The sequence below is a fragment of the Streptomonospora sediminis genome (genome assembly GCF_054778995.1).
The window spans coordinates 78,198-98,780 of the sequence record NZ_BAAGYZ010000126.1 but is presented as its reverse complement, the minus strand read 5'-3'; the positions used below and the strand labels follow the sequence as shown (position 1 = coordinate 98,780).

General features: G+C 73.4%; 19 protein-coding genes. 8 read left to right on the top strand and 11 right to left on the bottom strand.

Annotated elements, in window-relative coordinates; genetic code table 11:
- The first annotated feature begins 308 nt into the window (after positions 1-308).
- Both ACYVD5_RS25110 and ACYVD5_RS25105 read left to right on the top strand, forming a co-directional pair.
- The gene (locus tag ACYVD5_RS25110; protein ID WP_461003606.1) at positions 309-1,622 is read left to right on the top strand and encodes an aminotransferase class I/II-fold pyridoxal phosphate-dependent enzyme; all 1,314 of its coding nucleotides are present in this window, start codon (positions 309-311) and stop codon (positions 1,620-1,622) included.
- 161 nt (positions 1,623-1,783) lie between these two features.
- Positions 1,784-2,401: a DUF6069 family protein gene (locus tag ACYVD5_RS25105; RefSeq protein ID WP_461003605.1), complete on the top strand. Its 618-nt coding sequence runs from the start codon at positions 1,784-1,786 to the stop codon at positions 2,399-2,401.
- Between the two features lie 102 nt (positions 2,402-2,503).
- Here the strand turns inward: ACYVD5_RS25105 and paaC are convergent, their stop codons facing one another.
- Positions 2,504-3,319, bottom strand: coding sequence for a 1,2-phenylacetyl-CoA epoxidase subunit PaaC (gene paaC, locus ACYVD5_RS25100; protein ID WP_461003604.1), 816 nt, complete (start codon positions 3,317-3,319; stop codon positions 2,504-2,506).
- A gap of 647 nt (positions 3,320-3,966) precedes the next feature.
- Here paaC and ACYVD5_RS25095 point away from each other — a divergent pair.
- A complete protein-coding gene (locus ACYVD5_RS25095) occupies positions 3,967-4,332 on the top strand; it encodes an STAS domain-containing protein (RefSeq protein ID WP_461003603.1) in 366 nt (121 codons plus the stop codon).
- A gap of 171 nt (positions 4,333-4,503) precedes the next feature.
- Here the strand turns inward: ACYVD5_RS25095 and ACYVD5_RS25090 are convergent, their stop codons facing one another.
- From ACYVD5_RS25090 to ACYVD5_RS25075, 4 genes are all read right to left on the bottom strand, one after another.
- Positions 4,504-5,214 carry a M50 family metallopeptidase gene (locus ACYVD5_RS25090; protein WP_461003602.1) on the bottom strand — a complete coding sequence of 237 codons (711 nt, stop codon included), beginning with the start codon at positions 5,212-5,214 and terminating at the stop codon, positions 4,504-4,506.
- A gap of 107 nt (positions 5,215-5,321) precedes the next feature.
- Positions 5,322-6,296: a DUF4097 family beta strand repeat-containing protein gene (locus tag ACYVD5_RS25085; protein WP_461003601.1), complete on the bottom strand. Its 975-nt coding sequence runs from the start codon at positions 6,294-6,296 to the stop codon at positions 5,322-5,324.
- 80 nt (positions 6,297-6,376) lie between these two features.
- Positions 6,377-7,045, bottom strand: coding sequence for a response regulator transcription factor (locus ACYVD5_RS25080; RefSeq protein ID WP_461003615.1), 669 nt, complete (start codon positions 7,043-7,045; stop codon positions 6,377-6,379).
- A 2-nt stretch (positions 7,046-7,047) separates the two neighbouring features.
- Positions 7,048-8,412 carry a sensor histidine kinase gene (locus ACYVD5_RS25075; protein ID WP_461003600.1) on the bottom strand — a complete coding sequence of 455 codons (1,365 nt, stop codon included), beginning with the start codon at positions 8,410-8,412 and terminating at the stop codon, positions 7,048-7,050.
- 263 nt (positions 8,413-8,675) lie between these two features.
- Between ACYVD5_RS25075 and ACYVD5_RS25070 the strand changes: the two genes are divergently transcribed.
- From ACYVD5_RS25070 to ACYVD5_RS25055, 4 genes are all read left to right on the top strand, one after another.
- A complete protein-coding gene (locus tag ACYVD5_RS25070) occupies positions 8,676-9,086 on the top strand; it encodes a TOBE domain-containing protein (protein ID WP_461003599.1) in 411 nt (136 codons plus the stop codon).
- A complete protein-coding gene (gene modA / locus ACYVD5_RS25065; RefSeq protein ID WP_461003598.1) occupies positions 9,079-9,930 on the top strand; it encodes a molybdate ABC transporter substrate-binding protein in 852 nt (283 codons plus the stop codon). The genes ACYVD5_RS25070 and modA overlap by 8 nt, the downstream gene beginning before the upstream one ends.
- A gap of 76 nt (positions 9,931-10,006) precedes the next feature.
- Positions 10,007-10,762: an ABC transporter permease gene (locus ACYVD5_RS25060; RefSeq protein ID WP_461003597.1), complete on the top strand. Its 756-nt coding sequence runs from the start codon at positions 10,007-10,009 to the stop codon at positions 10,760-10,762.
- 8 nt (positions 10,763-10,770) lie between these two features.
- Positions 10,771-11,988, top strand: coding sequence for an ABC transporter ATP-binding protein (locus ACYVD5_RS25055; protein WP_461003596.1), 1,218 nt, complete (start codon positions 10,771-10,773; stop codon positions 11,986-11,988).
- Between the two features lie 135 nt (positions 11,989-12,123).
- Here ACYVD5_RS25055 and ACYVD5_RS25050 read toward each other — a convergent pair whose 3' ends face one another.
- The 3 genes from ACYVD5_RS25050 to ACYVD5_RS25040 form a co-directional block, all read right to left on the bottom strand.
- Positions 12,124-14,352 (bottom strand): PrsW family glutamic-type intramembrane protease, encoded by a 2,229-nt coding sequence (locus tag ACYVD5_RS25050; protein ID WP_461003595.1) that lies wholly within the window; start codon positions 14,350-14,352, stop codon positions 12,124-12,126.
- A 227-nt stretch (positions 14,353-14,579) separates the two neighbouring features.
- Positions 14,580-15,095 (bottom strand): GrpB family protein, encoded by a 516-nt coding sequence (locus ACYVD5_RS25045; RefSeq protein WP_461003594.1) that lies wholly within the window; start codon positions 15,093-15,095, stop codon positions 14,580-14,582.
- A gap of 152 nt (positions 15,096-15,247) precedes the next feature.
- Positions 15,248-16,141 (bottom strand): endonuclease/exonuclease/phosphatase family protein, encoded by an 894-nt coding sequence (locus ACYVD5_RS25040; RefSeq protein ID WP_461003593.1) that lies wholly within the window; start codon positions 16,139-16,141, stop codon positions 15,248-15,250.
- 371 nt (positions 16,142-16,512) lie between these two features.
- On the opposite strand from ACYVD5_RS25040, the gene ACYVD5_RS25035 reads away from it, so the two are divergent.
- Positions 16,513-17,010 carry an NUDIX domain-containing protein gene (locus ACYVD5_RS25035; protein WP_461003592.1) on the top strand — a complete coding sequence of 166 codons (498 nt, stop codon included), beginning with the start codon at positions 16,513-16,515 and terminating at the stop codon, positions 17,008-17,010.
- Positions 17,011-17,085: 75 nt separating this feature from the next.
- Here the strand turns inward: ACYVD5_RS25035 and ACYVD5_RS25030 are convergent, their stop codons facing one another.
- The 3 genes from ACYVD5_RS25030 to ACYVD5_RS25020 all read right to left on the bottom strand — a co-directional run bounded on the left by ACYVD5_RS25030 (position 17,086) and on the right by ACYVD5_RS25020 (position 20,293).
- On the bottom strand, positions 17,086-18,576 hold the full coding sequence (locus ACYVD5_RS25030) for an NAD(P)H-hydrate dehydratase (RefSeq protein ID WP_461003591.1): 1,491 nt from the start codon (positions 18,574-18,576) through the stop codon (positions 17,086-17,088).
- Positions 18,577-18,715: 139 nt separating this feature from the next.
- Positions 18,716-19,360 (bottom strand): Uma2 family endonuclease, encoded by a 645-nt coding sequence (locus ACYVD5_RS25025; RefSeq protein ID WP_461003590.1) that lies wholly within the window; start codon positions 19,358-19,360, stop codon positions 18,716-18,718.
- Between the two features lie 135 nt (positions 19,361-19,495).
- A complete protein-coding gene (locus tag ACYVD5_RS25020; protein WP_461003589.1) occupies positions 19,496-20,293 on the bottom strand; it encodes an alpha/beta fold hydrolase in 798 nt (265 codons plus the stop codon).
- Positions 20,294-20,583 lie beyond the last annotated feature (290 nt).

Sequence of the window (20,583 nt, the reverse complement as noted above, 5' to 3'; positions counted from 1 at the left end):
CGCGGCACAACAGCCCGCCCCAACGCCCCCATTCAGACCCGACAACGAATCGCACTACGCAACGCATTGCGCAAGGCGCACCCTTGGAAAAAGAAAGAGCGACCAGGAATCAAGGCGGAATTCCCAATAGGCTATACTTCTCTCTCCGACCATCGGCGACATTGACGGAGAGTTGTTGGGGCCGCGCCGCCCGAACCCGCGCAACGTCCGCGGCCATCGCGGCACCTGCGCGCATCCGCCCCCTGCGCCCCGCTGTCCGCGCGCCCCGCATCCGCCCGCAACCCGCTCCGCTACTGGATAATGCGGGCATGGCCATCACCGGACGCCGATCCAATGAGATCGCCGACAGCGTTGAACGCGCGATCACCCACGGTGACCTCGGGGCCGGTGCCGCACTGCCCCCCATCCGCGACCTCGCCGGCGAGCTCGGTGTGAATCCGAACACAGTGGCGGCCGCCTACCGGGTGCTGCGCGAGCGCGGCCTGGTCGAGACGGCGGGGCGCCGCGGCACCCACGTGCGCTCGCACCCGCCCGGAGCCCCGCGCGAGACCGAGTCCGGCGGCCTGCCTCCGGGCACCCGCGACGCCGCCACCGGCAACCCCGATCCGCGCCTGCTGCCCGACCTCGCCGACGCCCTGGCCGCGGTGGCCCGGCGGCGCTCGGGCCGCCACGCGCTCTACGGCGAGCCGCCGATACGCCCCGAAACCGCCGCTGTCGCCCGCGAGATCTTCGCCGCCGACGGTGTGCCCGCCGAACGGCTGGCGGCCACCTCCGGCGCCCTCGACGGCATCGACCGGGTCCTGCGCTCCTCACTGCGGCCCGGCGACACCGTCGTGGTCGAGGACCCCGGCTGGTCGAGCACCCTGCAACTGCTCACGGCGCTCGGGTTGCGGGCGGTACCCGCCGGCGTCGACGACGAGGGGATGCTGCCCGGCCCGCTGCGCGCGGCGCTGCGCGGCGGCGCCCGCGCCGTCGTGGTGACCGACCGGGCGCAGAACCCGGCCGGCTCCGCGCTGAGCCCCGAACGGGCGGCGGCCCTGCGCGCGGTCATCGCCGAGCATCCCGACGTCCTCACCATCGACGACGACCACGGGTTCGGGTTCGTCTCGGCGCCCTTCCACAGCCTGGCCGCGGCCGCCGGCCGGTGGGTGCTGGTGCGCTCGATGGCCAAAACCTACGGCCCCGACCTGCGGCTGGCCGTGCTGGCCGGCGACACGGTGACCATCGAGCGGGTCCGGGCCCAGCAGCAGGCGGGACCGGGCTGGGTCAGCACCGTGCTGCAGGAGGCGTTCGTCGAACTGTGGCGCAGCGGCGCCGTGGACCGGGCGCGCACCGCCCGCTCCTACGACGAGCGGCGCGAGGCGCTCATCTCCCACCTGGCCGGCCACGGCATCAGCGGCCGGGGGCGCAGCGGCGTCAACGTGTGGGTCCCGGTCGACGACGAGGCCGCCGCGGTCACCGCCCTGCGCGCCCGCAACTGGGCGGTGGCGCCGGGGCGGCGTTTCCGGCTGGACTCCCCGCCGGGCATCCGGGTGACGATCTCGGCCCTCGACACCGGGGAGACCCCCGGGCTGGCCGCCGACATCGCCGCCGCGGTGCGGACGGGCGGCCCTCCGGTGTAGCGGTGCCGGACCGCGCCCGGCCCCGTGCCCGATGCGCCCTTGCCCGTCCCCGTACCGCATCCGGCGCGCTGACCTGCACCGACGAGTCGGCCGTGGTTTTCGCGAGTGTCGGCCGGGTATGTGGCAGGCAACCGTGTTCAGGCCGTATCGGGGGGATCGGCATGAGCGAATATGGCAACGAGCGGCGCGTGAACACCACCAGACTCTGGTCGGGCGGTCTCGCCACGGCCGTGGTCGCGGCACTGATCATCCTGGTAGGCGCCCTGGTGGTGCGCGGCGTCCTGGGTATCCCGATCCTCGCGCCCGAGGAAGCGGGCTACGTCGGCGGGGTCGGCACCGCGGTCTACGCCGTCATGGCGGGTGTGGCCGCGCTGGTGGCCACGGCCCTGCTGCACCTGCTGCTGGTCAGCGCACCGCGCGCCAGCACGTTCTTCGGATGGATCGTGGGGCTGGCCACCGTGGTCGCGGCGGTGAGCCCGTTCACCCAGGAGGCCCCGCTGTCCAGCCAGATCGCCACCGCCCTCATCAACGCCGTCACCGGCGGCGCGATCGTGTCCCTGCTGAGCAGCGTGGGCGCGACCGCTGTGCGCCGGCGCCGCCGCCGGCGCACAGCGGTAGACCGCGACGTGCCCGAAGGCGGCGAGTTCGACGACTCCGGCTACACCAGCGGCTACCGCGACGCCGTCACCGGGGCGCCCAACCGCCGCTACGGCGGCCGCCACCGCGGCTCCGGCGATCCCTACGACCCCGACAGCACCACGCGCATGCAGCGCGAGTGAGGTGCCGCGGCCTGCGGGCCGCCCGATGATGTGCGGCCGGGCCCGGTCCCCCGCGGGGGCCGGGCCCGGCCGCTGCCGCGCGCGCCGCACCGGCCGCGCGCCTCAGCCCGGGGCGGCGCGGTCGCGGCGGATATCGGCCAGCGTGCGGGCGAACGTCTCGGTATGCACCCCGCCGCGACCGCACATCTCCATGGAACCCACCGGCGGAACCGGGTCGGGCCGGGCCAGGTGCGCGTCGCGCAGGACCCCGCCGACACACGCCTCCCAGGCGGGGCGCAAACCCGCCGGGTCGGTCCCGATACCGGCCTCGGCGGCGGTGCGGGAGACGTCGTCGGAGGCGAACAGCTCGCCCGTGCACGGCCACACCCCGCCCAGCGCGTCGTCAAGCCGCCGCCGGTCGCGGTCGGCCGCCGCCAGCCGCAATGTCCAGCGCACGGCGTGGTCGCGGTGGAACGGCAGCTCGCTCACTGCCGTGCGGGCGATGCCGGCCAGGGCCGGATCGGCCGAGACGGTCAGCGCGGAGTACAGCTCCAGCGCGTAGGTCGAGAACAGCAGTTGGCGCACGACCGCGTGGGCGAGGTCGGTGTTGGGCACCTCGACCAGCCGCAGGTTGAGGAACTGGTCGGCGTCGCGGCCCAGCACGAGGTCGTCCTCCGTGCGCAGCACGCCGGTGAGCTGCTCCTCCATCCGCCCGGCGCAGCCCAGCAGGAAGCGGGCCAGCCGCAGCTGGCCCTGCGCGATGCGGGTGGCTTCGGTGGCGGAGTCGTGGGCCGCGGCGCCCGAGCGGCCCGGCCACAGCCCGGCGGTGGCGGACTCGGCCAGCCGGTGGCCCGCCACGAGCGCATCGTCGCCCAACCGCAGCACGTAGGCCGTGGCCGCGGTGTCCGCCGCGGCGGCCGCGGCACCTCTCTCGTTCATCGCAACCCCCACAGTGGCGACCGGGTACGCGCAGCACCGCCGATGGCCGGGCGTGCGGCGCGCAGCAGCGGTGCGGTGCGGGCCGCGAGGTCGGCGGCCCGCGTGTACCCCCCACTACCCCGGCCGCGCCGGTTCGGACACCTGACCGCCGTAGTGCCCGTTGCGGGTGTGGCACATGTCGCTTCAGCGGCCCCTCGTCAGCTGACAGGAGAATCCGCAGGTAAACGCCGCGCAAGCGCATAAGGGGACACACAAGTGCGTCACTCACGTCACGATAAGGCCACGGCGCTATGGTATTGTCCCGGACGAATGCTTGATTCTAAGCATCTTAGGAATGAGGGGGAGCGGCGTTCGCGCATCGCGAGCCGCCCAGCAGGCCGAACAGGCCACAGCCATCTGCCGCCGACCGCCTCCTGCCGACTTCGCGCCCGCGGCACTACGGCACGGCAAGCAGCGTAGATCCACATATGCCTGACACATCGGTTGTCAGCATGGGGGTAACCGACTTGAACAACCAGCCTCGCCTATGCGGCGCGTCGACCAACGTGCTGGCCGGCACGTTCGGAAAAAGCCTTCGCCCTGGAGGCGACGGAGGCGCCGCGCCGACCGCCAGGGCAACGGTATCGGCGCAACACCCCGGAGCGAACATGGCCGCGCTGAAGATCACCCGCCGCAACGGCGACGACGGCATCGTCCTCTCGCTCAGCGGTGAAATCGACATGGCCACCGAGGACCAGTTCCACCGCGCCGCACGCGATGCGGTCGAAGCCCGGCCCCAAGGCCGCCTCATCCTCGACTTCGGGCGCCTGTCCTTCATCGATTCCAGCGGGCTGCGGGTCCTCATCCAGGCGCACAAGGCCGCCAAAAGCACCGGAGGTTCCCTCTCCATCGCGGCCGCGTCCGAGCGCATCGCCCGCATCCTGCACGTGACCGCGATCGACACCCGCATCCCGGTCTTCCCCACCGTCGAAGCCGCCCTCGCGGCTCCCCAGGAGAGCTCCAGCACCAGCTAGCCTGCGCTGCCGCTTTTTCCGGGTCCGGGCCCGCTGGGCCGAAAGATAAGGCGCCCACGTGCAACGTGCGGCGCCTGAGTCATGTCCGGGCCCGGTAGCCGGCCCGCCCGGCCCGGTCCCTCCGGATCGGCCGGGCGGGGCGGCGGCACAGCGGCACGGCGCGGCGGCGGTTCAGAACAGCAGCAGCCAGATGCCCGCCGCCGTGACCGCGATGTTGACCGCGCCGAAGAACACCACCCACACGATCCCCGGCACCCCGGTCAGCCGGTGCAACTGGTCGGCGTCGGACTGCGGCGAAGGCTGGCGGCTGCGCTGCGACTGCAGTTCGAACACCGGCCGGATCCCGGCCAGCAGCAGGAACCACGTGAACAGGTAGGCGAACGCCGCCTGCACCTCAGCGGGGGTGAACCACGAGACCAGGAACACCACCGCGCCGGTACCCACCACCGAGACCACGCCGTAGACGTTGCGGATCAGCAGCAGCATCGCGGCCAGCACCAGGATGCTCATCCACAGCAGTGCGGTGATGCGGTTGCTCACCAGCAGCAGGATCGCCAGTAGTCCCACGATCGACGGCGTGATGTAGCCCGCCGCCACGGTCAGGATCATCCCTAAACCGCGCGGTTTGCCGCGGGAGACGGTGACCCCCGACGTGTCGGAGTGCAGCCGGATCCCGGTCAGCTGGCGGCCGCTGAGCAGCGCCACGACAGCGTGGCCGCCCTCGTGGGCGATGGTGACGACGTTGCGGGCGATCCGCCAGGGTCCGCTCACGACCACCACGGCCAGCGCGACCACCCCGGCCGCGATGATCAGCCAGGTGGGCGGCGGCGTCTGGACCGTGAAGACCTCCTGCCAGACGTCTCCGAACGTTGTCGCTTCCATGTTGCCGCTCTCCCATCGATCGCACTCAGGCGCAAACTGTAGGGCATGGCAGCAGGGCGGCCGTCCTGCGGTGGGGACGGCCGCTGCGCGCGATCAACTGATCGTCTCTAGTCGTCGGTGCCGACGTTGACCCCGCCGGTGGTCGTGGTGACCTCGATCTCCCCTTCGGCGTTGCCCGCCATCTCGACGTCGATGTCGCGCTCACCGGTGGTGGAGTCGCCGCTCACCTGGTAGGCGCCGTGGGGGACCTGCACATCGACCTCGCCGGTGCTGGTCTCGACGTCGATGCGGCTGAACTCCTCCAGCGCCTCGATGTCGACCGAGCCGGTGGTGGCCTCGACCTCGGCGACGGAGAACCCGGCTTCCAGGTCGATGTCGCCGGTCGTGGTCTCAAGCTCGAACCGGTCGGCGTCGAAACCGCCCAGCTCCAGCTCGCCGGTGTTGCTCTCGGCCTTGACGGTGCCGCCCTTGCCGGACGCGCTGATGGATCCGGTGTTGGACTCCAGGTCCAGATCGCCTTCGACACCGCTCAGCTCGATTTCGCCGGTGGACGTGCCGGCGTGGATCTTGCCGGTCAGGTTCTCGCCGCTGATCGTGCCGGTGTTCGTCTCGGCCTTGATGTCGCCGGCGACGCCGTTCAGGTCGACGTCGCCGCTGGCGGCCTCGATCTGCACTTCCGTGCCCTCGGGCACGCCGATCGAGTAGTCGATCTCGCACCCGCCGAACATCCACGCGCCGCCGCAGGCGGACTCGGCGACGAGGGTGCCGCCGTCCATGCTCAGGTCCTCGCGGGGATCGGTCAGCGGCGTACTGCGCAGTTCGCGCTCGATGGTGACGCGGTCGCCCGTGGCACGGTGGACGTCGACGTCGCCGCCGGAGCCGTGGTGCAGCTTGACCGTATCGGCGCCCGCGAAGTCGTCGCTGCGGGTGGAGCCGCCCAGCTCGACGCTGCCGTAGGCGGTCAACCCGCCGCCGAGCAGCACGACCAGCGCCACCATCGCGCCGATGAGCAGCCACCCGGAGCGCCGCACACGCGGTTCCTTACTGGATGTGGCGTAAAGCCCGCGTCCGGTGAATGTCATTCTGGTTCCCTCCGGGGGATGCCTGTGCTCCCCTCGATCTCTCGTGTGGGTGGGGATCGGGTGCCTGCGCCGGGGTTCGGTCATGACGCGGCCCGGTGGTGGTCGGTGCCGCGCAGGTACTCCAGGACCGCGCGCACCCGCCGGTGGTCGTAGTCGTCCTGGCCGAGGTCGAGCTTGGTGAAGATCGCGCGGATGTGTTTCTCGACGGCGCGTTCGGTGATGAACAACTGGGCGGCGATGCCGGCGTTGTTCAGTCCTTCGGCCATCGCACCGAGCACCTCGCTCTCGCGGGGGCTGAGCCGCTCGATCGCGCTGTCGTTGCGGCGGCTGAGCAACTGGGACACCACTTCCGGGTCGATGGCCGCACCGCCGTCGGCGACCCGGCGCAATGTCACGAGGAAGTCGTCGATGTCAGCCACGCGGTCCTTGAGCAGGTAGCCGACTCCGCCGGTGTCGCCGCCCAGCAACTCTGCGGCGTAGCGGCTGACAACATGCTGGGACAGCAGCAGCACGGCGGCGCCGGGCCGGCGGCGGCGGATCTCCAAAGCGGCCTGCAGCCCTTCTTCGGCGTAACCGGGCGGCATGCGGATGTCGATGAGGCACAGGTCCAGATCGGTGTGCGCGTCGACGGCGGCGAGCAGATCGTCGGCGTCGCCGACCTCGGCGAGCACCTCGACCCCGGAGTCTTGGAGGAGCTTGACCATACCGCTGCGCAGTAGCACGGAGTCCTCGGCGATGATGATGCGCACGGTCACGCCTCCCAGGGGATTTCGGCGGTGAGGATGGTCCCCGCACCGGCCGGGCTGTTTACGGCAAGTATTCCGTCGACGGCGTTGATCCGGTCCCACAGGCCGTACAGCCCCGTACCGGAATCGGGGTCGGCGCCTCCGGAGCCGTCGTCGGTGACCGTGAGGCGCAGCAGGTCGCCGGACCGGTCGGCGATCCGTTCGGCGCGGACTTCGGCGCTGCCGGCACCGGCGTGCTTGGCGACGTTGGTCAGGGCCTCGCAGGCCACGTAGTAGGCGACTCCCTCTGCGCGGGCGGAGGGGCGTTCGGCCAGTTCCACGCGAACCTGGACGGGCACCGGGCAGCGGCCGGCGGCGACGGGCAGGGCCGCTTCAAGGCCGTGGTCGGTGAGCGCGCGGGGGTGCAGGCCGCGGGCGACCTCGCGCAGTTCGGCCATCACCTCTTTGGCCTCGCTGCGGGCCTCGTCGACCAGGGTGCGGACTTCATCGGGGTTGGAGGCGCGCTCAAGCTTGGTGCGCGCGCGGCTGAGGGTCATGGTCACCGCGAGCAGGCGCTGCTGGGCGCCGTCGTGCAGGTCGCGCTCGATGCGGCGGCGTTCGGCTTCGGCCGCGTCGACCATGCGCAGGCGGCTGTCCTGCACCTGGGCCAGGCGGCGGCGGATCAGCAGTTCGGGCGCGTCCAGCAGCAGCCGGCGGCTCACCTCGATTTCCAGCCGCACCAGCCACGGCACCGCCCACATGCCCAGCACCGCGCCCACCGGGCCCAGCACCACCGCCACCAGCGGCGGTGCGTCCAGCGCCCCGTTGGTCAGTGCGTAGCCCGTACCGATGAGGGAGCCCAGCGCCAGCGCGGCGCCGTAAACCACCAGGCCCAGCGCGATCCCCCCGAGGACGACCCCTTGGATGCCGGTGAGCGTGGCGCAGACGAAAGCGGTCCAAGCGGACCGGCCGTAGAGGTAGTCGATGGCGCGCAGGAGCAGCAGCGCCGGGTTGCCCGGCTTGGTGGGCGCCGGTTCGGGCACGCGGGTCTCGACAATGCCGAAGACGTCCTCCAGGCGGCTGCGCTGGATGCGGCAGGCCACCCGGGCGAGCAGGGGCGCGGCGGTGAGCATGGCGGCGGCGAAGCCGATCAGCACCGGCACCGTGGGCGGGCTGCCCTGCGGCAGGGCGTCGATGAGCCGGCCGAAGAAGGTGAGCACCAGTGCGGTGCCCAAAAAGACCACCAGCAGAGCGGGGACGAGGAAGCCCAGGGACAGCGCGAAGGAGGTCAGCAGATGCAGCAGGCCGTACAGCCGGCCCCGGAGGGATCCGGCGTCGGGGTCGCCGGGCCACGGCGGACCCGCGGTGCCCGCGGCCGCGAAGGTGCGCACCGCGCCACCCCCTTTCCGCCGTGCAACCTGCGCGCCGATACGTCCGGTCGTGTCCTATCGCACTTGCCACGGTATGGGGCGGCGGGGCCGGCGGCCATGACGGCACCACACCGCGCGCCGGTAGTGCTACCCCCACCGCCCCAAGGCCGCCTGCGAACCCGGAACCCGCGATCGCAATCGAGAAGGATTGCGGCGGAAAACGTTGGCAGAAGCATGCCAGTGCGGTGTTTTGCTCCGCTTCTGCGAGGTGTACATTCTGGGGCGTGCCGATGTTCCGAATCAGTGAGGTCGCCGGACTCGTGGGTGTCAGCGGCGACACGGTCCGCCGCTGGATCGACTCCGGGCGGTTGCCCGCCGCGCGCGATACCCATGGCCACCGCACGGTCGGCGGCGCCGACCTCGCCGAATTCCTGCGCGCCGAACCCGAGGACGACCCGGCCCGCCGGTCCTCCTCGGCGCGCAACCGGTTCCGCGGCCTGGTCACCGATGTGCGGCGCGACACGGTAATGGCCCAGGTCGAGATCCAGGCCGGCCCGCACCGCGTGGTGTCGCTGATGAGTCGCGAGGCGGCCGACGAACTGGGCCTGGAGGTCGGCTCGGTCGCCGCCGCGATCGTGAAGTCGACCAACGTCATCGTCGAGAACGAACCGGCGAAAGGGCAGCGCCATGGCTGAGGCGGATACGGCAACGGCTCCGGCACCCCGGCCGGGTGCGCCCGCGGCGGCGCGGGTGCGCCGGGCGGCTCGGCTGGGGGCGGCCGGGGCCGCCGGGTTGCTGCTGGCGGCCGCGGCGGCGTGTGCCCCGGTCGACGACAGTGGCGGCGCGGCCGGAAGCGGCGGTGCCGCCGAACGCACCCTGACCGTGTTCGCGGCGGCGTCGCTCACCGAGACGTTCCAGGAGCTGGGCCAGCGGTTCCAGCGGGCCAACCCCGGCACACACGTCGACTTCAACTTCGCCGGCAGCTCCGATCTCGCCAACCAGATCAACGAGGGCGCACCCGCCGACGTCTTTGCGTCGGCCGACACCCGCACCATGGACCGGGTCGCCGATAAGGGCCGTACCGCGGGCGATCCCGTCGTGTTCGTCCGCAATACCCTGCAGATCGCCGTGGCCCCGGACAACCCCGCCGGTGTCGACGGGCTGGCCGACCTCGCCGACCCCGCGACCAAGGTCGCCCTGTGCGCCGCCGAAGTCCCCTGCGGCGCCGCCGCGGCCGAGGCCCTCGACACCGCGGGCGTGGACGTCACCCCGGTCACGCGCGAACGCGACGTCAAGGCGGTGCTGACAAAGACGGAACTGGGCGAGGTCGACGCCGCCCTGGTCTACCGCACCGACATCCGCGCCAGCGGTGCGGTCGAAGGCGTCTCGTTCCCCGAGGCCGAGGATGCGGCCAACGACTACCCGGCCGCCGTGCTGCAGGACGCGGCCCGGCCCGGTCTCGCGGAGCAGTGGGTGGACTTCATCCGCTCCGGCGATGGCGACGAGGTCTTTGATGACGCAGGTTTCACCACGGTCTGAGCCGGCCGGCTCCCCCGCGCCCGCACCCCGCGCACGCCGGCTCCGTGTCAGATCCGGGCGGTTTCCGTGGCTGCTCATGGTTCCGGCCCTGCTGGGGCTGGCGTTTCTGGTGCTGCCCTTTGCGGGGCTGCTGATCCGCGCGCCCTGGGCCAGCCTGGGCACCCGGCTGCTGATGCCCGAGGTCCGCGGCGCGCTGTGGCTGTCACTTACCACCGCCACCGCGGCCACCGCGGCTGCTGTGGTGCTGGGGGTACCGCTGGCGTGGCTGCTGGCGCGCACCGCGTTCCCGGGCCGGCGGCTGGTGCGGGCTCTCGTGACCGTTCCCCTGGTCATACCGCCGGTGGTGGGCGGTGTCGCGCTGCTGCTGGCGCTGGGCCGGCGCGGGATCCTGGGGCGTTACCTCGACGAGTGGTTCGGGTTGACGCTGCCCTTCACTCCGGCTGCGGTCGTGGTCGCCCAGGTGTTCGTGGCGATGCCGTTCCTGGTCATCACCGTCGAGGGGGCGCTGCGCGGCGCCGACCGGCGCTATGAGGAGGCCGCCGCCACCCTCGGCGCGTCGCGGGCGGTGGTGTTCCGGCGGGTCACCCTGCCGATGGTGGCCCCCGGGGTGATCGCGGGGGCAGTGCTGGCCTGGGCGCGGGCGCTGGGCGAGTTCGGCGCCACCATCACTTTCGCCGGCAACTTTCCCGGACGCACGCAGACCATGCCGCTGGCGGTCTACCTGGCCATGCAGGAGAGCCCGGAGTCGGCGATCGTGCTGAGCCTGGTGCTGCTGGGGGTTTCGCTGGTGATCCTGGTGGCGCTGCGCGACCGGTGGGTGGGAGCGGTATGACATCCGGTATGGCATCCGACGATTCCGGTTGTGCGGCCGGTGCGGAAACCCGCTGCCAGGACGGTGCGCGCAGCGCTGCGGGAGCGGGCGGCACGCGGCCGGAACCGCCCGTTGTGCCGGATGCGGCCGGTGCGCCTGCCGGGGGCAGCGTTGGTCTGGACGCGCGGCTGGTCGTCGACCGCGGCACGTTCCGGCTCGACGCGGAACTGCGGGCGCGGCCCGGCGAGGTCGTCGCGGTCCTGGGCCCCAACGGGTCGGGCAAGTCGACGGCGCTGCGCGCACTCGCAGGGCTCGAATCCCTTTCCGCCGGCCGGATCGCGCTGGAGGGCCGCGACATCACCGCCGCGCCCGCCGAAAGCCGGCCGGTGGGCATGGTGTTCCAGGACTACCTGCTGTTCGGCCACCTCAGCGCACTGGACAACGTGGCGTTCGGCCCGCGCTGCAACGGCACCGGCCGCGCCGAGGCCCGCGCGATCGCCGCCGGGCTGCTGGAGCGGATGGGCCTGACCGAGCACGCCGCGGCCCGCCCCGGCGCGCTGTCGGGCGGCCAGGCCCAGCGGGTCGCGCTGGCGCGGGCACTGGCGGTGCGGCCGCGGCTGCTGCTGCTCGACGAGCCGCTGGCGGCGCTGGACGTGCACACCCGCGCCGCTGTGCGCTCCGGGCTGCGCCGGCACCTCGCCGACCTGGAGTGCGCGACCGTCCTGGTCACCCACGACCCGCTGGACGCGATGGTGCTCGCCGACCGGATCACGGTGCTCGAATCCGGCCGTGTCGTCCAGGCGGGCACCCCGGGCGACGTGGCCCAGCATCCGCGCACCGGCTATGTCGCGAAGCTGGTCGGGCTCAACCTGTACCGGGGCACGGCCCGCGGGCACCGGGTCGCCGTGCGCGGCGGCTGGCCCGGGGACGGCCGCAGCGGCGGCGAACCGCAGCCGCACGCCGAGATCTCGCTGTCCGAGCACCGGGACGGCGAGGTGTTCGCGGCGTTCCCGCCGCGCGCCGTGGCCCTGTACCGGGAACGGCCCGACGGGACACCGCGCAACCTGTGGCGGCTGCGCATCGACGGTGTGGAACGGTTCGGCGACCAGGTGCGGGTCCACCTGGCGGGCGGGTTCCCGCTGCTGGCCGACATCACCCCTGAGGCGCTGGCCGAACTGCGGCTGGTCGACGGAATGCAGGTGTGGGCCGGGGTCAAGGCCACCGAGGTGCGCTGCTATCCGGCCTAGCTCGGGTACCTGGCAACGACCCTGCGGAAATGTCGGGATCCGGCGCTGGATCCGGGCATTTCCGCAGGGTCACCGCGATCATCGGTGCACCGCGAACACGCCCGCCGGCCGCGAAAGGGCCCGCCCGGGCATGTGTCAGCGGCGCCGCAGCAGCCTGTCCACGCTGCGCGGCAGCAGCAACCCGGCCAGCCCCACCGCCGCATAGGGCACCTGGCCCGGCGCCAACACGCCCAGCACCCGCCCGGCCATGCGGGTGGGACCGCGCAGGAACGCCGCGGCGTCCGGGTATTCGCGCGGCACCGACCAGCCCGCCGCGGGCAGCGTGAGCAGGGCCGCGCACCACACCCACACCCACGGCGCCTGCGACGGCGGCAGCGCAGCGAAAAAGTCCGCTGCGTGGCGCACCGCCTCGGCCGCATAGGCGGGCGGGACCGCGTCCGCCGCACCGCCCCCGAACGGCCACCCCTGCCCGGCGTACGGCACCGCCGCCACCGCGACCGCCGCGGCGGCTCCCGCGATCCCGATGGCTCCGGCGGGTGCACCCGCCGGGGCGAACGCGTCTTCGAGCCGCTGCGCACTAGCGCGCAGCTCATCGCGGGTGGGGAACCGGCGCCAGGGCCGCTCCCCGGCCCGTGCCGCGCCCATGGCGTAGGCGCGCCGCTCCCGCACGAACCGCCACGCGACCGCCGCAACGGCGGGGCCGCGCCGCGCGGCGACCAGCAGCACGGCGGCCTCGTGCAGAATTTCCGACGCCGTCCGGGCCAGATGCAGCGGCGCTCGCGCCCACACCAGCGCCGCACGGCGGAACAGCGGAGCGATGTCGCCGGGCACCCGAACGCCCAGCCGGATCGCCCGGCCGTAGGAGCGGCGGCGCAGCCCCGCCAGCGGAGGGTGCCCGGGCAACGGGGGTGTCGAGTCGGCGGCGCTGCGCGCGGTGCCGTAATCCAGCAGCACGGCGCAGACCAGCAGCACCAGCAGCAGCCACCGGTCGGCCGCCCCGCTGCCGGTCAGGCCGTAGAGCACCGCGGTGACCGGATGCGGGTCCAGCGCCGAACCCAGCGCGATCTCGGCGACGGCGGCGTTGAACATCAGGTGCTGCAGCACCGCCAGGCCCAGCGCCACCACCGGCAGCAGCCACAGCCACGCGCCGAACCGGCGGCGGCCCACCACCGCGATACCGACAGCGGCACCGACCAGCGCCGTCAGCACCCCGTGGCCGGAGAAGTGCACCCCGGCCTCCGGGATGGAAACGCCTCCCGGCAGCAGGGTGAGCAGAGCGGGCGCGGGCAGGGCCACGGGCCCGCCGGGGCCGGATGCCGGCAGCGCACGCAACAGGGTTTCGGCAAGCTGGAAACCCGCGCCCGAAGCCCCCGCAAGCAACAGGTAGTCCACAGCCGCGAGCCGCCGGAACCGGCGCCGGGCCGGCAGCCAGAGCAGCAGCAACGGCAGCAGTTTGCCCGCTTCCTCCACCCACACCGCGATGTAGGTGTGGGCGACCCACGGGTCCGCCCCGAGCGACGCGGTCAGCACCTCCTCCAGCAGGGCCAGCGGCCACAGCAGCACCGCGCCCAGCAGCAGCATCCGCACCAGCGTGGCGAAGGCCACCGTCCGGGAGCGCGACAGCCAGGCCAACTGCGCCACCAGCCAGAGCATGCCGACCGCGACCGGCACGGCGGCAGCAGTCGCCGGCACGAACAGCGGGGCCGCCAGCAGCACCGCGAGCATCGCCCACCCCCAGCCGCCGCGCAGCGCTCCCAGCGCAGCGGCGGCGCCGGGGGAGTTCTCGCGCAGCGCCCGCGCACGCACGGCCGCACGCTCGGCCAGGTCCGGACCGGGCCCGCGCGGGTTGCGGGCGTGCCGAGCGCCGGGCTCCAGACAGCTGTAGAGCTGGGCGGCGCGCAGCAGCTCGGGGTCGCGGCTCTCGCGGGCCTCCTCGGCGAAGGCGGCGCGGGCGGACTCCAGGTCGGCGCCGACCAGCGGCCGCAGGAAGTCCTCGGGACCGGCCGCCACGGTCAGCGTCGTGGCCGTGACCAGAACGGCCGCCGACAGGTCCTCCACCGCCACCAGGACGTCGGTGGGTTCGTCGCCCCACGCCCGGATGACGTGCACAACGCTGCCCGCCTCGGCGGCCACCTCGGTCACCGGCTCGTAGGCGAACTCCGCGCGGGTGCGGCACACCAGCAGGCGCTCGACACCCAGGGCGCGGCCGGCGGCGACGACGTTGTCGATCAGCGCGGTGTCGCGGGGCGCGGTGAACGGCACGACGATCTTGGCGTCCGCCTCGGTCCAACCCTGGTCGAACTCTGTTGCATTGGCGCACAGCCGCAGCGCGAGATCGCGGGTGATCATGGCCTGCTCGTCCATACGCCCCCTACGGCGGTGTCCCGGCCGGCGCGAGACCGCCGTGCCGGTATGTCGCGAGGATTCGCCTCCGCCACAAAGGTGTGGCGCAGCGAGCGACCACGCTACCGCGGAGAGCCGCCGCTCCGCCGCCCCGGTTCACCAGATCGCCGCTTGCACCGGGCATTGCCCCCGCACCGGCGCCGCCGGCGGCAGCGGTCCGGCCGGCGCCGGTGCAGCGGCCCCGCCGTTCACCGCCGCAGGCGGTCCAGCACCTCACGGACGAAAGCGGCCTTGGCCTCGGTGTAGGACTCGCGGTCGTGTCCGCCGGCGGCAGCCAAGCGGCGCTTGAGGCGTTCGTAGTCGCGGGCAAGGCCCGGATCGGTGCGCAGCGCGTCGCGGAACACGAGCTGGTCGTGCCAGCGGTGGTGATTCGGCCGGAGCAGATGCAGGTGGGCGCGGCGGTGGCGGCCGGTGGAGTCGGGTTTGACGAAGAACCGCCGCCACGGCCGCGCGTCCAGCTCGACCGGCACGTACACCCAGCCCGCTGCGGCGAGCGCGCCCCCGGCGCCGGACACCGCGGCGTCGGGGTCCTCCACCGCCGCCATCAGGTCCAGCACCGGCTTGGCGGCAAGGCCGGGCACGGCGGTCGAGCCCACGTGCTCGACCTCGGCATGGCCCTCGGCGAGCCACGGTTCCAGCAGGCGGGCGAGCTCGGCGGCTTCGCGCAACGCGAACCGCGCCCAGTCGGGGTTGTGCGGGCTCAACGCCACTTGTTCGTAGGCCCACTCCGGAACCTCCGGAGCCCCGCCGCCGGTCACCGGGGGGCCACCGGGGCCCGCACGCAACGCCGCAGGCCGCTTGCAGCCACGACCGCCTCCTTCTTCTGCGCCGCGCCGCCCCCGGCCGGCGGGCCGTTTCAGCTTCCGGGCACGGTCAGTTCGGCCAGGACCGCGTTGTGGTCGGTTTCGGGCAGGCTGTGTACCGAGGTGCGGTGCACGGCCACGCGGTGGTCGACCAGGATGTGGTCGATCACGGTGCCGGGCAGTGAACCATCGGCGGGCCACGTCGCGTGCCAGCCGGTGCCCACGGCGTCGGCCGCATCGGTGTAGCCGGTCTCCAGCAACCCGCGCAGTTCGGCGTGGTCCAGTGTCGCGTTGAAGTCGCCGGCGAGGATGCGCAGGTCCCCGTTCGGTCGCGCGCCGGGCAGCCGGCGCAGCGAATCCTGCCAGCCGGGGATGGCGGCGACGCCGGACGGCGGCATGGCGTGCGCCGAGACCACCTCCAGCGGCGGCGCACCCGGAATCCGCACCCGGGCGCGGGGCATGGCGAAGTACTCGTTGCGCCCGGTGCCGCCCACCTCCTCAAGCGGGTGCGCCGAGTAGATCGCGCCGCCGACCGGCCCGGTGCCCGCGTGCGTCACGTCGTGCGGCAGCAGCACACGCAGGCCCGAACGGGTGAGCGCATCGGCCGATTGCGGGGTCAGCTCCTGCACGCTGAGCACGTCGACTCCGTGCTCGCGCACCAGCCGCACCAGCGCATCGGGGTCGGCAAGCCCGTAGTAAAGGTTCGCGGAGAGGACGGTCAGCCGCGGCCCGCGCGGTTCGGGCTTCGGCTCGGGCCCCGGCAGCCCGCGCGGCAGCACGCTCGCCGCCAAGGCGACCGCCGCCGCACCGGCGGCAAGCGCCACCCACCCGCGCCGCGACAGCAGCGCGAACGCCAGCGGAACCACGGCGGTCGCCGCGACATAGGGGGTGAACGCGATCATCGCCACCGCGGGAAACCCGGTCTCAATGCCGGTGAGGCGGACCACGGCCCACACTCCCCATGGCAGCAGGCAGCCCGCTGCCGCGGCGGTCAACCATCTGCCGCGGACGCCGCCGCTGCCGGAGGGGCGCACCGGGCGCAGTGCCCGGGGCGCCAAGCCGCGCCAAAAGGGCAGGCCGCCGCGGGGGCGACGACCGCCGCCGGGGGGTTCGGCGCTCATTGTTCGGGCCACGGCTGTCCCCACCCCGTCCTAGCATCGGCCCCATCGCCTACTGTTCACGTGTACCACCACTGCGTGTCGCGAGGCCAGGGGCAGGAACGATTCGTACCGCCCGGACCGGGCCCGCCTGCGCGTCCCGGCCGGCTCCAGCGGCCGCAGTACCCTCAATACCCGCTTTGCGAAGAAAGGACGCAGTCTTGGCCTCGGCAGACGGCATCAGCGTTGCCCCCGGCATCCGCTTTCCCGTCGTACGCGACGGCGAGCGGTGGGTGGCGGGCGCTGTGATCACCGATGGCGAAGGGCGCGTGTTCGTGCAGCGCCGCTCGGCCGACCGGCGGCTCTTCCCGGGCTGCTGGGACCTGGTCGGCGGGCACGCCGAACCCGGCGAATCCGTGCCCGCTGCGCTCGGCCGCGAGATCGCCGAGGAGACCGGGTGGCGGCTGACCGCCGTCCTGGCCGAACTCGATCGGCTGGTGTGGACACCCGGCGACGGTGTGCAGCGCCACGAGGCCGACTACCTGGTACGTGTCGCGGGCGACCTTGCCGCGCCCCGCTTGGAGCCCGGCAAGCACACCGAGTTCCGCTGGATCGGCGAAGCGGAACTGGGCTTGCTGCACGACAGCCGCGACCCGGGCGACACCTTTGTCGCCGATATGGCCGCCCGCGGCCTCGCCCGCGCCAAGTCCGCGCACTGAAACCGGCCGCCTACCGGGCCACCGGCCCGCGGGCTGCGGGCTGCGGGTGCGGCGGGCGGAGCCGGCGGGCCGGCGTCAGCGCAGGGTCGACAGGGCGTCCGGCAGGGCCGCGAAGAGGTCCGACGCCGAGATCGCGGCGCCGCCATTGGCCCGGCGGGCCGCGAGGCCGTGCACGTATGCACCGGCCATGGCCGCCTCGCGCGGGGTCAGTCCTGCGGACAGGAAGGCGCCGATGATGCCGGCAAGCACGTCGCCGGTGCCCGCGGTGGCCAGCAGCGCGCTGCCCGTTGGGTTGGCGATGGCGGGATGGCCGGGTTCGGCGATGACCGTGGTGGAACCTTTCAGCAGCACGGTGCACCCGTACTCCTCGGCGGCGCGGGCAGCATAGGACAGCCGCCGCGCCTCGATGTCAGCGCGCTCGGTGCCCGGGAGCAGCCGCGCGAGCTCGCCGGCGTGCGGAGTGAGCAGGGTGGGCGCCGAGCGTTCGCGAACCAGCGCCGGGGACTTCGAGACCAGGGTGATCGCGTCGGCGTCGCACAGCACCGGGCCCGGAAAGTCCAGGACGGCCTCCAGTTCGGCCTGGGCGATCAGGTGCAGCCCGCGCCCGGGCCCCACCACCCACGCGGCCACCCTGCCGGGCAGCCGGCTGAGCGGGTCCATCGGGTCGAGGACCGAAATCACGGCCTCGGGCCAGTGGTTGAGCACCTCGGCGGCAACGCCCTCGGAACCGGCGTAGCGGACCATGCCCACCCCGGTGCGCATGGCCCCGCCCACGGCGAGCACGGCCGCGCCCCGGTAGCGGTCCGAGCCGACCGCCATGGCCAGCACGCCCCGCCGGTATTTGTCGGACTCGGCACCGGGGTGCGGCAGCAGCGCGGCGATGTCCGCGGCCTGCGGGCATTCCACGGCCGCGCCGGGCAGCTCCGTTGCCAGCCCGATGTCGACGAGTTCCACCACCCCCGCGCGGGCGGCGCCTGGGTCGACGAACAGGCCGGGCTTGTGGGTGCCGAAGGTGACCGTGACATCGGCGCGCACGGCCGCGCCGTCGACGGCCCCGGTGTCGGCGTCGATACCGCTGGGCAGGTCGACCGCGACCACCGGAGCCGCGGCTCCCCCGGCCAACCCGGCGACCGAGGCGTGGGGTTCGCGCAGACCGCCGCTGCCGCCCAGGCCGACCAGGCCGTCGACGAGCAGGTCGGCCGATGCGATCTCGGCGGCGGTCTCGGAGTCGCCGATGCCCTCGGCGCCGCCCGGCGCGGTGATGGTCCGGCCGCCGGCGCGCCGCAGCGCGGCGAGCCCGCCCTCGTGCACCCGCGATCCCGCCAGCACCGCCCGCACCGATGCGCCGCGGCGCGCCAGCAATGTGCCCGCGTACAGCGCGTCGCCGCCGTTGTCGCCGCTGCCGACCAGGAGCACCACCCGCGCCCCATAAGTACGCGGCAGGACCCGCGCACACACCGCCGCAAGCCCGGCGGCGGCCCGCTGCATCAACGTGCCCTCGGGCAGCCTGGCCATCAGCCCGCCTTCGGCCTTGCGCACCGTGTCGACGGAGTGTGCGTTGCGCACGGGGCCCTCCTCAGAGGTCGTAGCCGGATCGGCTGGGGGCGCGCCAGGAGCCGGCGCACCTGCCCGCGAGCATGCCGCAACCGACCTCCCGCAACAAACCCGGCCCGCCGGGAACGGGGGCCAGATGCTTGGGGCGGTGTCACTCCAACCGGGTCTGCAGCAGGTCGATATCGATGTGGAAGGGCGCATCGAGGGTTAGGCGCGTGCGATGTATGCCCGTGGCCGTGTAGGAACCGGTGGCAGGGTCGAGGCGGTGGACGTGGACGACGGGATCGCCGCCCTCGCGCTCGACCCGCCAGAATTGCGCAATGCCCGCCTGTGCGTACAACTGCGGTTTGCGTTCGCGGTCGCGGATCTCGGAGTCGGGCGAGACGACCTCGGCGACCAGGGAGACCGAATCGGCCGGGTAGTACGTCTGGTCGAGCCCGCGGTCGGCGGCGGTGGTGACGACCGCAAGGTCGGGATTGGGGCGTTGCCGCGGCGCAAGGATCACGCTCATCCGGCGCAGGACCCGCAGGCGCTCGGGCGCCTGTTGCGCGAGCCCGCGCTGCAGCACCGTGAGCGCGCAGGTGTGGAACAGGCTCTGCGGACCGGCGAAGACCAGGGCGCCGTCGATGAGCTCGACGTGGTGCGGCAGACCGGGGATGAGGTCGAGGTCGTGCGCGGTGATCCCGCAGGGGGGCGGCACCGGCCAGTCCCACGGCGAGAACAGCCGCTGCGGATCGGGATCGCCGAACCAGTTCTGCGGAAGCTCGGACTCGTCGACGCTGTCGGCCATGTCCATGGGCGGCCTCCTGATCCGGATTGCGGAACCGGACACCCAAAGTAATCGAACGCGGACCGGCGCGACGGGTTTTCCACACGCTGCACTCCAGTGGGCCGCATGACGGCTCCCCGCGAACCGGGGAAAGCCGAACACCTACCCCGCGATGATCCCCGCGACCTCTTCCGGGGCCGAGACGTGCGGGCAGTGGCCCGCGTCGACTTCGATCGCCTTGATGTTCAGGCGCAGCTCGGCTGCCGTGCGCATCCACTGCGGGCGCAGGGTGCGGTCGCGGACCGGTAGGACGTAGGTGGAGGCGACTCCGCGCGGCAGGGCGCGGGGCGGTTCGGTGTAAATCCGGGCCGGCTCGAACAGGCGGACGGTTTCCAGGCCCCAGCGCAGGGTGGCCAGGTCGCCGTCGTGGAAGAGGAAGTAGCCCGCGGCCACCGGGTCCTCGGTGGGTGGGGCCGACAGCCGGGTCCATTCGTGGTTGAACATCTCATCGGCCGATGCCCGGGTCTCGCTGAGCAGGCTGCGGCTGCCGATGGTGTCCGGCACGAAGGCCGCCAGCCACACCACCCGGCTCGCGCCCAACCGGGTGCTGATGGCCGGTGCCAGCGCGCCGGCGCCGGAGTGCACGACAACTACGGGCCCTCGGGCGGCGCCCGCGCCCTGGTTCTCGGCGGCGCCGCCCAGAGCGCCGGGCGCCGCGCGGTGCCCGGCGGAGCGCTCGGCCCGCTCTTCGTCCTCGGCCGTCCACGGCGCGGGCTGCTCGCCGGTCTGCGCCGCAACCTGCTCGGCGGCGAGTTCCGCGTAGCCCTCGGCGTCGAGTTCCGAACCGCCGGGCAGCAAGTCGACCGGCACCGCCCGGTGGCCCCGCCGGGCCAGGGCACCGGCAAGTCGCTCCCACCCCTGGGGCGATTGCGTGGTTCCGTGTACGAGGACGTAGTCCATGGAGTTTTCCTTCGCGCATTGCAGCCTTGGCGTGCCGCGGCCCCCGGGTTCCCACCCCCCACCGGCGGTCCGACGCGACAAACCTATGACCGGCGATCGCGCACAGGGAAGCGCCTTAGCAGCCGAATCACCATAGATTGCCAGTTTTTTCCCAGATTTCCGGCAATCCTGCCGAAACCAGGCGGGGCCGTTGCCTGCGGCGCGGAAGCGCGGAACGGCCCCGCTCGGACCGGTCGGCGTCCGGTGTGGCATACGGTCGGATGCAGCCCTTATCACCGCACCGGGGTGCC